Genomic DNA, 15,504 nt, shown 5'->3' on the forward strand with positions numbered 1-15,504 from the left:
TTCGTCGCTCAGTTTCTGTATCTCAGGTTCCAGGGCGTTGATGCGATCGATAATCGGTTGGATGCGTTTCAGTTCGCGCTGATTGGGATCTCCCAGAATCTTCGTTAGCAGTTGCATGTCGCTCTCTTCTCCTGCAGCCCGGCTGGCATGGTCGTCCGCATCCCTGGCTGGCGCTGGTTGCTGAGTGCCCTTGTGGCGATGACGCCAGTTAACCGGCCCGTGTTCCTATTCATTATATCACACCTCGTCTCTACCGGGCACGACGGTCAACAGGATGGCGCATCTTGACAGGTTACGGCGTGTAATGCCACACTCTATAGTAATAAGGCTCTATGAAAGGGAGGGAAGGAACGGCCAGAGGAAGCCGCTCTCTGCTCTCTTGATAAGCTCAGCCGCTTCGCCCATCTTTTCAAGCTGAAGCGGTGTCTGCGGCCCAAGAGGAGGACAGGGTAGGTTACCGGCAATTCCATCAGACGGGCCACTGATAGCTTGCCGCTCCCGGGTCGGCTGACCGGCATCACATAAGCGCGCCGCATTCCCAGAGCCTACCCCCGTAGTTCCTCTCCCCTCGTTGTCTGCTATGCCTACCCCAAACGACGTCTCCAGCGCCTGGCGCGTCGCGTCGTTGTCTGTCGTCCCATTGCCCTGGGACAAGCCGAGCCTCCGCAGGGCAATGGCGGCGCAGCGACGCACGGCCCCAATGAAAGGAGGCGATGGCCCAGCCCATTGGCTACTCAACTGCTTGCTATCCATTCGGGTTGATCGTCGGGTTGCTGATCGCCGTTTTCATCTGGCAAATGTCCTTCCTTTCAGCTGGCCGCCAGCTCGACGCTCAACGGCATGATCTTCGCCCTCTGGCCAGTGATGTCAACTGTCCCCAGCTTCCGCCAGGGGCTTGCCCGCAGCCGTATAGGCCCGGGCTTCAGGGCTAGTTGACGGCAGCCCACTCAGCCGTAACTGAGTACAGCGATCACGAATATTGCGCGCGGCGTTGATGTCAGCATGCTCCTGGTACCCGCACTGCGGACAAGTGAACGCATGTCGACGGCGGTTCCCCCGCTGTCCACACTGCGAACAGATCTGACTGGTGTAAGCCGGGTTCACCTCCACCACGCACAGCCCCCGCTCCTGGGCCTGCTGCTCTGTCCAGCGCCGGACTAGGCCGCGTTGCCACAGCGCAAGCCGCCGCCGCAGCGCTCGCCCCCGGACCTGCTCTTGCTGGGGCGGCGGCACCTGGAGCTGTTCGAAGACCAGCACCGCGTGTGGGGGCACCCACTCCACCAGGCGCTTTGCTACGGTCTGGGCAAAGGTCTGGGTGCGGTGCCGTTGCCGACGGCCAAGCCGTTTCAGCACCCGCCGGACACTGCGGGTGTCCCGGTGCTGTGCCTTGTGGGCCGCCAGCTTCCGCTGCAGTCTCGCCCGTGTCTTCGCGGTCCGTCGATTGCGCACCTTCACCGCCTTCCCACTCACAAAGAGCACCCGCTCCTGTCCATCTACGGCCACCACCGCATTCGTCTCATTCAGATCGATCCCCACGACCCGGCTCGCTCCTGCTGCCTCATCCGAGGGTGGGAGGGGCTGCGGGTCTGGCACCTCCAGCGTGATGGTCAGTCGCCCCAGCAGCCGCCCATTGCGTTCCAGCACCGTGAGGCTGTCTATCGTCTTCGCCTGCGCCAGCCGCGGCTGAAAGGCCTCCGGCGCCTGGTAGGGCAGGCGTTTACGCCCGGCGACCGTCCAGATCGAGAGGGTGCCATCGCACAGACGGGCATCGCGTCCTCGCGGGCCAATCAGAAACAGCGCCCGTCTGCGCCGGAACTGGAACGGGCGCTGTGGCGGGTGGCGGTTGCTGCAGGCGCTCTGGTAGGCGGCGGCCACCAGCCGGATGGCGGTGCAGGTCATCTGCGCGTTGAGCTGGCCCTTGACCTCGTGATAGCAAGCTCGCTGCAGCCCCACGGCAGAGAGGGGCCTGCCCCCGTTGAAGCAGGGGGCTGAGAGCTGCTGCTGCACCCGCTGGAAGACGGCCAGGGTCTCACGCAGGTCTTCATCGGCTGGCAGCAGCAGCGGGATCGTTCGCTGCACCTGGGCCATTGTAGCACTCCTCCTCCTCGCTAGCGGTGCCTGCCTGCTCCCAGGACCCAGCCGTCGTGCGGTGCTGGACCCCGGAAGCAGGCAGCGTGACCGCGCTGACTAGTGGGCCACCTGGGTGCTGCCCAGGCGTGGGCAGGTACAGGTCCCGCAGCGAGGGCAGCCACCACAGGCATCCGCAGGCTGGTGGCAGCGCAGACAATTGCCGTAGAGGGGCAGGGGCGAGGGAATGCGGGCGGAGATCAGCCCGGCCAGAAACCCTGCTGACCAGGCGGCCCAGGCCCGCCAGCTTCCCACCTCGGGGGGCTTGCCCCAGCGGCCTTCTTTGAACAGGTGCACCACCTCTCTGATGAGGTCGCGATCGGTCAGCTCACAGACCTTGTGTATTTCCTCATGATCGAGGGTTTTGACGAAGTAGTCGTACGCTCCGTAGTAATAGCCGGCAACGAAGTCGGGGTCATGGACCTCGATGTAGGGGACATGAATGAACCAGCTCCGGGGGTTTCCCCTCCTCCAAGGTGACCCACATTGCGCAGCGAGGTGAAGGGACGGGAGAGACCGCTGCCGTCTCGGCAGCCGGGTCAGTAGGGGACTCGTGCGGCAACCCCGCGCGGTCGGGGAACAGGACAGCGTTCAGGGGGTGCTGTGGATCAGGGGACCCCGTGGAACCAGACAGCTCGGCCATGATTGGTCATGCTCCTTTCCTTTCGCACCAACACAGAGACGGGACAAGAACCCTCTCTGGGCCTGCCGGGATGCGCGGGGTCTCGTCAAGACAGCACGACCCCGGCAGCCAGCAAGCGACCAACGATGTAACACCGTACAGGACACGCAGGGAAGACCGCTGATCGCGCTTGACAGCCGGGGTCAGACGTGGCATACTACATCCAGACCCCGCTGTCAGACCAGAGCTGCCTGCTGGAGATTGGTCAACAGTGCACCAGCCTGCAGCTTTTGCTACCAGCGGGTTTATTGGAAGCACTCAAGTCTACCTCTTGAGTGCTTCGCTTTCTTTCTCGTAAGGCGGACTACGCTTTTCCTTTCCTCCTTATCTTAATTACCTTCACATCGCTTAAATCGCGTGGTTCAACCTTCTCACCTACACCTTTGGAGAGTGCCTGGGCAATAGCGCGCAAAGTACGAGGTTGAACCGGTAACCCTTCCGCTGCCCGCACAACAGTCTGGTAATCAAGACCCGCTTCACGAGCGAGATCCGATCTTGTCCACTTGGCTCTATCGAGATACTCCTCGATCGTTGGCATAACTCCTCCAAGCTATCTCTAGCATAAACTCAAATCATCAAAAAGTCAATAGAGTTTCCCTAGCCTTCGTGAAGACAGTGACAGGTAAATCTTATCAGCCTGTTCACAGACTGATAGGAATCTGACAGGGCTATAAACAATCTTCTCTGGCATTCTACCAACATTACTGGTAGCCTAACAGAGGCATCCATGCCGAAAACGTAGGCAACAATCCAAGGTTAGCGCTCCCCTCGTCTGGAACGCGATGTGGCTCTACAATGTGGCGGTGCGCTCGGGGAAATTCGAGCTATTTCGCCGTTGGATGGTCCATAATGTGCCAGCGGACCGCCGCATTCTGCTGCTCATCATCGGTTTCAGCTTCGGGGCGCTGATGGAGGGGATCTCGGGCTTCGGAACACCGGTGGCGATCTGCAGCGCGCTCCTGATCGGCCTCGGCTTCGAGCCGCTGGATGCCATTGTGATGACCCTGATTTTCAATACGACGCCCGTGGCCTTCGGAGCACTCGGGGTGCCAATTACTACTTTGCATGGGGTGACGAATCTGCCGACCCTGGCCCTGTCGGCAATGGTGGGGCGCCAGCTTCCTATCTTTAGTCTCTTGCTGCCGTTCTATGCTCTGGTGGTCTATGCCGGCCTGCGTAGCCTGCGTACCTGCTGGCCGGCGGCGCTGGTGGCGGGCCTCTCGTTCGCCTTGACCCAGTTCGCCGTTTCGAATTTCATTGGCCCCGAGCTGCCCGATGTTCTGGCATCGCTGGTGTCCCTGCTGTGCGTGATCCTCTTTGTGCAGGTCTGGCAGCCGCGGGATACGGCGGAGTATATGGCGGCCTTTGCGAACGCCAGTTCCAGCGCCAGTGGCGAGGGCGGGACGAGCCAGCCGACCACAGAGCGCCCCTCTCTGGGGGAGACGCTCCTGGCCTGGCTGCCCTGGCTGCTGGTGAGCGCGGTGGTGATTATCTGGACCTTCGCCGGAGTAGCGAAGATTGGCCAGGTGAATGTGCCCTGGCCCAACCTGCACAATGCGATTTATCTGACCCTTTATCAGAAGCCCTACGCCGCCCTCTATAACTTCCAACCGCTGGGCACGGGGACGGCTATTCTGCTGGCCATGCTGCTGACGACTGCGGTGATGATCGCTACCGGGGCCCGCCCGGCGATTCTCTGGCAGGCGCTGGCCGATACCTGGCGTCAGTTGCGCTACGCTATCCTCACAGTGATGTTCATTGTGGGCCTGGCCTATCTCTTTAACTACTCCGGTATCTCCTATACCATTGGCCTGGCCATTTCCTCGCTGGGTGTGGTCTTCCCCTTCTTCTCTGTCTTCTTGGGCTGGATCGCTTGCTTCCTGAGCGGCAGCGATACGTCGTCGAATGCCCTCTTCGGCAATCTGCAGGTGGTAGCGGCCCAGCAGTTGAAGCTGAGCCCGATCTTGATGGCAGCAACCAATTCCAGCGGGGCGGTGATGTCTAAGATGATCTCGCCGCAGAATCTGACAACTGGCGCTTCGACCATTGGTTTGACTGGCAAGGAGGGCCTGGTGGTACGCCGCACCTTCTGGCATAGTATCATCCTGGCCTGCGTGCTGGGCCTGATTGTCATGGCTCAACAGTACCTGGTGCCTGGCATTATTCCGCACTAAGCGGCTCCACACCGCGGGTCGCTCGACCCGCCACCAACAAGGGTCTGCCCGCCAATGCAGGGGCGTGGCGCGCCTTTTCCCCAGGGCTGCGCGCTCCGCCCCTTCCCTCACAGAGCAGGAGCGGCCTGACTCGTTTCTTCTTCTGGCTGACCCGCCCTCTTGCCCTCTTCTACTCCTCCACTGCCTACCACGCGCCTGCCCCGTCGCCTCCACCTGGCAAGCAAGGGACCTCTGGTCTCTGATCCATCCAGTGAATGATCACCAATTATTGACCAGGATGTGTCGATCTCTCAACTTGACTTTAAGCTAATTTTTATTGACACTATGTGTAGTGCCTGCTATGGTATCGTTGCGACCTTGGGCTTTGTGCGAGCAGAGGGGTCCCGCCGCCTTCACCGCCCAAGGGCGGGCAGCCGCCATCTTCGCTGGCTAGTGTTGGTCCAAAAAGAGAAAATTCTCCCCTATCATGGCGTTATGAAGAAGAGGCGGAAGAAGCTAGCTGCGACCGCCGGAGCTGGTTAATTGGGTTAGATCGTCACCTGAATGCAGAGGTTTTTTTGCTCATGAGCAGCCAGTACCCTCAAGGCAGAGCCGGTTCACCTGATGCACGCAGGCAACAGTTTGTGATGATGAATCTCCTCTTGCGCGCTGTTGCCACGATGTATACAATTGATGAGCTTTTCCAGTGGCTCTGTTACGCCTTTATCGAGCACCTCCAGATTGAGTTGATCGAATTTTGGACACCGCTCCTCACTCCGGCCCGCACCTCTGTGCTCCATCTGCGCACGATGCTCCCCCGCGATCCTAACTTGCCGGAGCAGATTACCTACAATGAGCAGATGCTGCTGATTGCCCAGCGCTTTGCTTTTGAGCAGCGTCCAGTCCAGACCTTTGCCATTGAGATGCTCTTTCCTCCGCAGCAGGTCAGTTTGCTGCATCAGTACGCTTGCCACTACTGTCTTGGTGGTTTCATGAGCAGTCCTGTGCTGCTTCCCGCTCCGCCTGCCACGCCGGGGCCCCAGGAGCCGCTGCCTTTCGCTCTGACCTATCTGTTCCTCGTGGGGTACCAGCCCCAAACTGAGCTACAGCAGGCCATTACCATGTTGCTGCGCCAGGCGATTGGTCTGGCGACTCAGCGTGGCTTGCTCCTCCCTCTGCCGGCGCCGGGTTCCGCCGTCCCTGGGCCTGGGCCGAGGTCTGCGGTCGCAGTTCCACCTGGGGCAGCGGCCAGGACACCAGGTCCTGGCCGTCAATCGCAACCAGTGCCACTGACCGCCTTGATTCCTCGACGCAAGGAGGATGCCGAACTGCTGACTTCAGAAAATCCTTTTGCCCGTTCTGCCGCCATCGCCGATAAGCGCGCCCGCCGCCTTCATGGCGCTATCGATGGCGTGCAGAGCATCGCTGAGCTGGTCCAAAGCACGGGTATGGACCTGGCCGATGTCCTGGCCGCTCTGCAGGTCCTGGTGAAAATGCGGCGCGTAGAATTGGTCGATCCCGACGGACACCCCGTCAGCGCCGAGCGGCTCTTTGAGTCCTGAGCTGGCCAGGGATCTGTCAGGTAAGGCAGGACCGCCGACGCTCTCTTTCGCTGACTATTTCTTTTCTCGATTTTTGCTTCTAGCTCTGGCTCGCTAGGAAGGAGGCAGACGTGGGTTTCAGTTGGATGCCCATTATGCTCGCGGTTATTCTGATCGCGATTACCCTCTTCGTGACCCTGCGTGTGGCCGTAGCCTATCCCCAGGTGCGTAGCACGCGCTTGCTGATGCTGGGGATCTCGATGGGGATGATCGCCCTCACTGGCCTGGCCGACCTGCTGTCAATGCTGGTGACGAGCGTCACCCTCCACACGGACTGGTTCCTGTATTTGGGCCAGGCTTGCGCCTATCTGTTTATCTTGCTCAGCCTGGTCAATAACTCGGATCAGTATTTGAGCGCCTTGCTCCGCTTGCAGATCATCTGTTCACTGGTGGCTCTCTGTATCGGGCTGCTCTCTCCAATTCTGCCGGATCTGCCAAATGTCGGCCTCCGCGCTACCCTGAGCGGCTCTCGCGCACTCCTTTGCCTGGGTATTTTCTATCTGTATACAACGGCCCTGCTGAAGAAGCCTACACGCTTCGCTTTCCTGATGGGCACGGCCTTCCTCTTCCTGGGCCTGGGCTATCTGATGATCTTCCAGAAGTATTTTTTTGTGAACTCCCTGCTGGTTGATAACATCGGCGACAGCCTGCGCATCATCGGCCTGTTGGCGATGCTGGTGGGAGTACTGGGCAGCTGAGAGAATGCCGCCACCGCCGCCAGACCAGGTCTGGGCCAGCGAGCAAGAACGAGGGAAGCTGGCTCAGGCCCGGCCTGGCCGACGCTGGCTCAGGTTTCGGTACTGCCCCCTCGTCGGGCAGCTATCCAGCTGCGCAGTGCGTTGGTATGATCAGTCATGTGCTCACAGGCTTCACCATAGATCAGCTCTCCAAGAGATTTCCCTTGCCAATGTGAGAGGCGTTCTGTCTCTATCAGCAGGTTGTCATCGAGGGCTGCGGTCTCCTCATAGAGACGGTGCCAGGTGGCGTGAAAGTTCGCCTGGGCCTCCTCCAGCGTTTGCACCCGCTTCTGGTGATAAAGACGCTGGTTGAGCGCTTCTAGCTCCTCTTCACTCATCGTCTCGAAGATGAGGACCGGGGCCTGCCCCTCGCGGGCAGCGGCGATATTGGCAAGCGTCAGCTCCATCCAGGCACTCAGATGCCCCAGGACATCCTTCACCGACCAGGTCCCCGCCACTCCTGGCAAAAGCAGCTCCTCCGATCTCAAAGTGGCAAGCAAGGTATTCCACTCGTGAGAGCAACGCTGCATTGCACGGAGCAGTTGAGCTTTCTCCACGGCTCTCTGTCCTTTTCTCTGGTCTCACAGCTCTAGCGAGAAAGACCGCTCTGTGTAGCCGCACGGCCTGTCTCTCAGAACGACGATCTCTTGAGTATAGTAGCCAAAGCGGTTATACTTCAACCTAATTCGTTGCTGCTAATTTGCTTGCCTCGTGCGGATAGTGAAAGCGAGGTTGCTATGTACTTTCCTACGACGCGCGTGCTCACGGTGCTGGAGCTGCTCCAGGCCCGCGGACGGATGAGCGGAAGTGAGCTGGCGGCCCGTCTGGAGGTGAGTCCGCGGACAGTGCGACGCTACATTACGATGCTGCAGGATCTTGGTATCCCAGTGGAGGCGGAGCATGGCCGCTACGGCGCCTACTTTCTGCGTCCAGGCTTTCGCTTGCCACCGCTGATCTTCAGCGATGAGGAGGCGCTGGCGTTGACCCTGGGCCTGTTGCTGACACGACGCTTGAACCTCGTTGGGGATCAGAGCACTGTCGAGAGGGCACTGGCCAAGATTGAGCGCGTGCTTCCTGGACCACTGCGCGAGCGTTTGCAGGCGGTTGAGGAGACTCTGCTCTTCGATCTGCCAGAGACCAGCCAGCGACCTGCCGCCGGAGTGCTGTTGACGGTGGGCCACTGCACACAGCAGAGCCGACGTCTCTGGCTGCGCTACCGGTCCTGGAACGGGACCGAAAGCGAGCGCGAGGTTGACCCCTATGGCCTGGTCTATCGCTCCGGCAGCTGGTACCTGGCGGGCTACTGTCACTTACGTCAGGATATTCGCGTCTTCCGTCTCGATCGCATTCTGCTCGTCGAGGAGCGACCAGCAATGTTTATGCGACCAGCTGATTTCGACTGTTTGAGAGAGATTCAGCGCGCCATTGCACTCACGCCAGCCCCCTGGCAGATCGAGGTAGTGCTGGAGCTGCCGCTCTCCGAAGTGCAACAGCGGCTACCGTCTGCTCTGGCGATATTAGAGCCATTGCCCGAGAATCAGCAGATGACCCTGCTGCGCTGCTCAACGCATAACCTGGATTGGGCCGCCTATGTGCTGGCCGGGCTGAACTGCCGTCTGCAGGTGCGCAATCCTCCCGCCCTTTCTACAGCCTTCCAGGCACTGGCTCAGCGCATCAGTGAACACGTGATTCGCTGACCTGAAAGAGGCTCACGTCCTCCTGGAGCTTCTTGTCGTGCCACTCCACCAACTCAACCAGCTGGCTTTTCTGCAGCCTGGGGCTGGACCAGCGGCAGGGCGAACCAGAAGGTCGCTCCCTGACCAGGCTGGCTCTCCAGACCAACCTCGCCGCCGTGGAGCCGGATAATAGTGCGACAGATATGCAGGCCCAGCCCCAGGCCGACGGGCGAACCTTCCTGTACAGGAATGCCCGGCGCGCGATAGAAGCGCTCCCAGATGCGTTGTTGTAGCTCAGGTGGCACCCCTGGCCCCTCGTCACGTACCAGTACCCGCGCTCGCTCCCCCTCGATGCGCAGACGGACCTCGATTGGACGATCGGGCGGCGCATAGCGAATGGCGTTGAGCAGATAGTTGGTCAGGACTTGACCGATGCGCGCGGCGTCGACCTCGACTGGCACCTCTCCAGAACTCTCGATGCTGAGGCGAATGTCGCGTCCAGGGTGGACCTGCTGCTGACTCTGCACCACGTCGCGCACAATAGCCGCCAGATCCAGGCGCCGGCGCACCAGCTGCAAGGTCTCCGATTGGATGCGCGAGAAGTCAAGCAGATCCCCCACGAGACGATCCAGTAAGTCAACTTGGGCAATGGAGCGATCGAGCAGCTCGGGAATACTGGCCAGACGTTGCAGGACAGGATGGGCCTGGAGCGCTGGCTGACCGCCATTGCTTTCGCCAGAACTGCCACTACCGAGATCACGCCCGAGGGCGCTGGCCTTCTGCAGGAGCCGCTTGATGAGCTGGGCATTGGCCTTGAGGACGGTCAGCGGGGCCCGCAACTCATGGCTGGCAAAGCTGATGAATTCGTCCATGCGGCGATTGGCTTCGCGCAGCGCCAGGGCGCTGGCCCGCGCCTCGGCTCGCTCTGCGAGCAGATGCTCGCGCTCCAGCACAAGCGTGGCCATGCGCGCCACCGCCGCCGCGAGGGCCAGCTCGTCAGGGCTGTAGCTGTGCTCTTCGGGACCATAGTCGACGGAGAAGAGGCCAATGAGCCGCTCGCGCAGGCACATGGGAATGATAAGCAAGGCCCGCACTGAGTAGCTGCGAACCTGGCGACGCAGGTGGCTGAATTCGGGCGCTTCAAGATCGATGAGCAGACTTTCGCCGGCGCGCAGCCGCTCCAGCAGGGCCGCGCTCAGAAAGGCGCTCAGCGGAGTCCCGAGGACGATTTCCTGCCAGAGACGCTCTTGCTGGGGAGTGACCCCGGTGACCGCTACATGCTGAACGCGCTCGGTTTCGCGCTCCAGACCAAGCATGGCCACGCGCCGACAGCCAAGCACCTGGCGCGTCAGCTCTCCGAGCCGCAACATGATCAGGCGCGTCTGCCCTTCGCTCTGGCCCTCCTGTAGAGGAGGAGGCTCACCATCGTCGACCTGGACAAGGGCTTCGGCCATCGCCAGTAAGGCGCTGAGCGCGGTGTGAGCGCGCTGCTCCAGTCGCCGCCGCGCAGTGACTTCGCGCCCAATGATGATAGCCCCAATGACCTGCCCGCGACTACTACGCACGGGCGCGCCGCTGAAGCTGAAGATGGCTTCCTCACCCCCGACCTGCTTGACCTTGATATCCACCGCCTGCTCGCCAGCAATGGCATACCCCTCCCGGAGGATACGCTGCAGCGGCGCCGCGGTAGGAGTATCAGCGAGCAGCAGCACCTCCGCCGCCTCTCTCCCCTCCAGGGCCTCACCCTGGGCGCGCTCGCCCGCCTCAGCCAGAGCCGCTCGACGGGCATGATCCGGCTGCAAAAGAGGAAGCAGTCGACGGGCGACAGCGTTGACATAGACCAGACGCCCGCGATGATCATAGAGCAGAACGCTATCGCCGATGGCCTCTAGCACGGCCCGCAGCCGACGACGGTATAGCTCAAGCTCGTGTCTGAAGATGGCCTCATCCGTGCAAGAGCCGAGCCGCTCTAGCAGTGAGCGCAGACATGCCTGCTCCTCCAGCTCATAACGCTGCAGAAGCCGTAGCAGGTACTGGCGCGCCTGCTCGTCGGCGCCATGCGCCCGCTCGGGGTAGGCCGTGATCCAGAGATGACAGGTTTGCACAAAGGCCAGAAAAGCCTGCAGCGAGGCATAGACGCGCGACGGCAGCAGGCGCCGCAGCTCCAGACGCGCCTGTTCAGTCTGCTCGCCCGGTAAGAGCAGCGCCCCGGCAGCCCAGAGCAAGGCCCGCTCCAAGGGAGAGGTCGGCTCAGGCCAGCTCTGGAGCGGTTCCGCCTGGGAAGCCAGAAGCGCAAGCAGGGCCGCCCGCTCCTCGTCGTTCGCCGGCTCCTGGAGAAGAGCAGCAATGTCCGCGGCCCTTTGGTTCTGACTGAGGAGCTGGACGAGCAAATAGTGAAGGCAGTAGGGTACATGCCGCTCATAGGTCAGAAGAGTAAAGAGCCGGGCGCGGAAGGGCGCTGGTAGCAGACTGGCGTCGCTCATGGTCTGCTCCTGCCAGCGCAGCTGCTCGAACAGCAGTGGCTCAGCGCCAGCGGCAGCCAGATAGGGAGGGAGCAACTCAGATAAGTCCGCGCCAGGATTGCTAAATGATTCGCTGCTCTGCATGGATCACCAATCTAGCGGATGGAGCAGATGTGACAGGATGACCGGGACGAGAGGGAGAAGGCTGGGCCGTCAGTCTTCTCGTTCGCTCGCTCGCTCCTTCTCACTATAGTAGAGGGATACAAGTCGAGGAACAAAGGCGGAAAGCATCACCATCTCGTCAGCTTTCCCGCAGGCCCTGCGTGCGGCCTACCTCAGCCCCGGTGATTAGGGAGAGATTGGTCCGGCCCGCAGTGGCCTCTGCCTGGCAGCAGGTTCCTCTCGGCCTCACTTCTACCTATTAGCTTGCCTGCCCTTTCATCGATCGTGGATCGCTGACCCCGGGCCTCCTCTGGCCGTTCTACCATCGGTAGAACTAACTAACGTTCAATCGGGTACCTGCCCAAAGACAGTGAGAGTAGCCAGGCATTGATGCATAAAGCACAGCAAGAACCGCCCTGATGAGATGTCCTTCGCTTGCAACGGTCGCACCAATTCTCGAAGCAATCACCCTTTATACAGCAGGGATCTTCAATCAGCCGAACCACTTGACATCTCTGCATCAAGAGGGTAAACTCAACCTCAAACACCCGTGACTGCCTCTCTGCCATGTTTCTAGTCTACCTGCTCTGCTCACAACAATCAAGCAGAAGCAGGAAGGGGGTCGATGGTGCTCAAAGGAAGGAGAGCGCTGGCCAACCAGGTGCGCCAGCGGCTGCGCGTCCTGATCAGCACGGGCATCTATCCCCCCGGTTCTCGCCTCCCGAATGAGGAAGAGCTTTCCGAGACGCTGGGAGTCAGCCGCACGACGCTACGCGAGGCGCTGCAGGGACTGGCCCAGGAAGGGCTGATTCTGCGCCGGCATGGTCATGGAACCTTTGTGAATCAGCGTCCGCAGCAAGTAAAGAGCAGCCTTGACCGCAACCTTGACATCAGCGAGCTGATTCGGGCTGCGGGGCACCTCCCCGGCACACGCGACGTCGTCATTCAGACAATGCCAGCCAGCCCCCATGTGGCCACACAGCTCTCTTTGGCACCCACCGATGAGGTGCTGGCGATCGAGCGCGTGCGCCTGGCCGATCAACGTCCCGTGGTCTTCTCGATCGATTTTTTGCCGACGGCCCTGGTGCAGGCGGCCAATTATGAATTGACCGATCTCTATAGTGATTCGCTCTACGATTTTCTCGTCCAGCGTCTCGGCCTTACCATCCATCACGGCCTGGCCCGGCTCCGCCCCTTGCTGGCCGAAAGCTGGCTGGCGCAGAAGCTGGGCCTCTCCTCTGGCGCGCTTCTGCTCTATATGGAGCAAGTTGACTATACGCTGGAGCAGAGGCCGGTGCTCTTCTCGCAGCGATACCATGTTCCCGACGCCTTCGAGTTCACGCTCTACCGGCGCGGCCCCAGCGAGAGCTGATCAGGGCGGGCGGGCAATCCGATCTTTTCACCCACTCGCTTCCTCGTTGCAATGGTATATAATAGGGGTTGTGGGTGCGGCGCGACCAGCGCCGCCTGCTCAATCACGCCTGGAGCTTGCAAGCATGAGTACATCCGCGTCCTCCTTTACCAGGTACCGGGTCGCCGCTATCCAGTACGAACCCACGCTGGGCAAGAAGGAGCAGAACATCGGCGACCTGTTGCGTCTCGTCGAGGAGGCCGCCCGCCACGGCGCGCGACTGATCGTCCTGCCAGAGCTGGCCACCATCGGCTACTGCTGGGAGTCGCGCGAGGAGATCGCCCCCTACGTCGAGCCTGTCCCTGGTCCCACCTGCCTGCGCTTCGCTGAGTTGGCTGCTGCCTATGACTGCTACATCGCGCTGAGCCTGGCCGAGGTCGATCCCGAAAGCGACGTCTACTATAATACGACGGCGCTGCTCGGCCCCCAGGGCCTGCTCGGCAAGTATCGCAAGCTGCACTCATACATTGCTGAACCACGTTGGGCCCGCGATGGCGATCTGGGCCTGCCGGTCTGGGATACGCCGCTTGGACGCCTGGCAATCCTGGTCTGCATGGACGCGATGTATTTCGAGGCCGCACGCCTGGCCACCATCCGCGGGGCCGATGTCCTGCTCTTCCCCTGTGGCTGGCTGGACGAAAAGTGCCCCAGCAGCTGGTGGATGCTGCGCGCTTTCGAAAATGGCCTCTATCTGATCGCCGCGAACCGCTACGGGCGCGAGCGGGGGGTGCAGTTCAGTGGCGGGAGCTGCATTCTGAATCCCGATGGCTCAATCCAGGCTTACCGCGACGATGGCGAGGGTATTGTCTACGGCGAGGTCGATCTGGAGCGCTGCCGCACCAGGCAGTGGGGACCCACTGGCGAGGAGCCAGTGGGCGACCGCCTGGCAGACCGCCGCCCTCATGAATATGTCTCGCTGGTGCACAATACCTATCTGTGGGAGCCGCTGCGCTTCCACGGTCTCTATCATTCCCACGAGCTGCCGCCCGGCCAGCTCTCCTGCGCCGCCTTTGTCCAGCTTGAGCTGCGCGAGGTGCTCGCCGCGCCCGAGAAGGAGCCAACCACTGGTGTCGCAGCCTCGGCTTCGAACGAGGAGCGCCTGGAACGCCTCCGGTCATTGGTGCGCTCGCTGCTGCGCGTCCATGAACCTGCCTATCCCGATGTGCTGGTTCTGCCCGAGCTGACGCTGCCAGGGCCAGCCGATCCCTCTCACCCCGAGTTCGCAGCCCGCATGCGCACCGGCGCCATTCGCGTCCCTGGCCCCGAGATCGAGGCCCTGGTCGCCCTGGCTACGGAGTTCCAGCTCAGCATTGTACTGGGGGTCGCTGAATGCGCATATGTCGATGAAAACCCCGAGCCGGTCTATTATAATACGGTGCTGTTGCTCGATCCCGAGGGAGTGCACGGGATCTATCGCAAGTTGCATCTGACGCACGCTGACCGGCGCTGGGCCAGTCCGGGTAATCTGGGCCTGCCAACCTTCGATAGCCCGGTGGGGCGCATTGGCCTGGCCACAGGCTACGATGTGCTCTTTCCGGAGACGCTGCGCGTGCTGGCTGGCAAGGGCTGCGATCTCGTTTGCGCGCCGACGCTGCTCAATTTCCCCAACCCCATCGGGCTGGGGCCAACGGCCATCCCCTTCGGCCCGCACGTTGCCCCCGAGGGCTACGATCCCTGGCATTTCCTGCCCTGGCGTATTCGCGCTGCCGAGCATCATGTCTACCTGACGATCGCCAACTGGAGTGGCGAGGCCAGCGGGGTCCGCGCTAACGGCCTCAGCGGCATCTTCTCCCCCTCTTGTGCCAGCTATCCCTGGCACGAGGTGATCGCCGAGGAGGGCGAGTCAACGCTGATGCTGATGACGATCGATACGCGCGAGCAGCGTACCGGTCGGCGCTCGACGACGCTTTCTCCAGCCTATGTGCCCGGCGATGTGGCCGGCTCTTTGACCGGAGAGCTGGCTTACGATATCCGCGAAACCATCCCCGGCAACGTGGTCCGCGCCAAGCCGCTCTTGCGCAAGCGCCAGCCGCTGTGGTACCTGGACCTGGTACGCCCTGCTGTCGACGCCCCCCTTCCGCCCCGGCAGCATCGCCCGCCACACCAGCTGCACGCTGACGTGTGAGGGCACGGGACTGGATCAGCACTTGCCAGGCCGGAGGGAGGCCAGGGTCTCATCGCCTTCTTGCTGCCTGTCTGCCCGCCTTGCGGCACGTCCAGCAAAGCAGGTCGGTCGCTGGTCACGCGCCAGGTCTTCGGGCTGACGTGCCGTTTTTTCTGGCAGGGCTCAGCTTGAGTGATCGCTGCTATCTGCATGAGTTGTCTGGTTGTACATAATGAATAATAGTTCAGCTTTGTTCGCTCAGTTTCAGCGCCGTCTGAGCGCTGCTGGCGGCGTGGCCCATTGGGCCGAGGACCTGGCCCAGGCTGCAGAGATGATCGCCACTCACCCCGCGCTCGCTGACCAGCGGCTGATTATCCCTCCTGCTTTTG

Annotated in this window: 11 protein-coding genes and 1 pseudogene; 6 read left to right on the forward strand and 6 right to left on the reverse strand. The window is 61.4% G+C overall.

Annotation, left to right across the window (positions count from 1 at the left end):
• Positions 1-330 precede the first annotated feature (330 nt).
• The 4 genes from BGC09_RS21260 to BGC09_RS21280 all read right to left on the reverse strand — a co-directional run bounded on the left by BGC09_RS21260 (position 331) and on the right by BGC09_RS21280 (position 3,347).
• On the reverse strand, positions 331-753 hold the full coding sequence (locus tag BGC09_RS21260) for a hypothetical protein (RefSeq protein WP_069806210.1): 423 nt from the start codon (positions 751-753) through the stop codon (positions 331-333).
• A gap of 114 nt (positions 754-867) precedes the next feature.
• Positions 868-2,088 carry an RNA-guided endonuclease InsQ/TnpB family protein gene (locus BGC09_RS21265; protein WP_069806211.1) on the reverse strand — a complete coding sequence of 407 codons (1,221 nt, stop codon included), beginning with the start codon at positions 2,086-2,088 and terminating at the stop codon, positions 868-870.
• Positions 2,089-2,187: 99 nt separating this feature from the next.
• Positions 2,188-2,424 carry a hypothetical protein gene (locus tag BGC09_RS21270; protein WP_069806212.1) on the reverse strand — a complete coding sequence of 79 codons (237 nt, stop codon included), beginning with the start codon at positions 2,422-2,424 and terminating at the stop codon, positions 2,188-2,190.
• 689 nt (positions 2,425-3,113) lie between these two features.
• Positions 3,114-3,347, reverse strand: coding sequence for a helix-turn-helix domain-containing protein (locus BGC09_RS21280; RefSeq protein WP_069806214.1), 234 nt, complete (start codon positions 3,345-3,347; stop codon positions 3,114-3,116).
• Between the two features lie 229 nt (positions 3,348-3,576).
• Between BGC09_RS21280 and BGC09_RS21285 the strand changes: the two are divergent.
• The 3 genes and pseudogenes from BGC09_RS21285 to BGC09_RS21295 form a co-directional block, all read left to right on the forward strand.
• Positions 3,577-4,983: pseudogene (locus tag BGC09_RS21285) on the forward strand (L-lactate permease); the annotation flags it as partial.
• A gap of 626 nt (positions 4,984-5,609) precedes the next feature.
• The gene (locus tag BGC09_RS21290; protein ID WP_069806216.1) at positions 5,610-6,524 is read left to right on the forward strand and encodes a hypothetical protein; all 915 of its coding nucleotides are present in this window, start codon (positions 5,610-5,612) and stop codon (positions 6,522-6,524) included.
• A gap of 110 nt (positions 6,525-6,634) precedes the next feature.
• A complete protein-coding gene (locus BGC09_RS21295) occupies positions 6,635-7,261 on the forward strand; it encodes a hypothetical protein (protein ID WP_141727904.1) in 627 nt (208 codons plus the stop codon).
• A gap of 89 nt (positions 7,262-7,350) precedes the next feature.
• On the opposite strand, the gene BGC09_RS21300 is transcribed toward BGC09_RS21295, so the two are convergent.
• Positions 7,351-7,857 carry a ClbS/DfsB family four-helix bundle protein gene (locus BGC09_RS21300; RefSeq protein ID WP_141727905.1) on the reverse strand — a complete coding sequence of 169 codons (507 nt, stop codon included), beginning with the start codon at positions 7,855-7,857 and terminating at the stop codon, positions 7,351-7,353.
• Between the two features lie 180 nt (positions 7,858-8,037).
• Between BGC09_RS21300 and BGC09_RS21305 the strand changes: the two genes are divergently transcribed.
• Positions 8,038-8,997, forward strand: coding sequence for a helix-turn-helix transcriptional regulator (locus BGC09_RS21305; RefSeq protein ID WP_069806219.1), 960 nt, complete (start codon positions 8,038-8,040; stop codon positions 8,995-8,997).
• Positions 8,998-9,050: 53 nt separating this feature from the next.
• Here the strand turns inward: BGC09_RS21305 and BGC09_RS21310 are convergent, their stop codons facing one another.
• On the reverse strand, positions 9,051-11,582 hold the full coding sequence (locus tag BGC09_RS21310) for a sensor histidine kinase (protein WP_069806220.1): 2,532 nt from the start codon (positions 11,580-11,582) through the stop codon (positions 9,051-9,053).
• A 643-nt stretch (positions 11,583-12,225) separates the two neighbouring features.
• Between BGC09_RS21310 and BGC09_RS21315 the strand changes: the two genes are divergently transcribed.
• Both BGC09_RS21315 and BGC09_RS21320 read left to right on the forward strand, forming a co-directional pair.
• A complete protein-coding gene (locus tag BGC09_RS21315) occupies positions 12,226-12,972 on the forward strand; it encodes a GntR family transcriptional regulator (RefSeq protein WP_069806221.1) in 747 nt (248 codons plus the stop codon).
• 124 nt (positions 12,973-13,096) lie between these two features.
• On the forward strand, positions 13,097-15,136 hold the full coding sequence (locus BGC09_RS21320; RefSeq protein WP_069806222.1) for a nitrilase-related carbon-nitrogen hydrolase: 2,040 nt from the start codon (positions 13,097-13,099) through the stop codon (positions 15,134-15,136).
• Positions 15,137-15,504: the final 368 nt, after the last annotated feature.

The organism is Thermogemmatispora onikobensis (genome assembly GCF_001748285.1).
In the GTDB taxonomy this organism is placed as follows: Bacteria; Chloroflexota; Ktedonobacteria; order Ktedonobacterales; family Ktedonobacteraceae; genus Thermogemmatispora; species Thermogemmatispora onikobensis.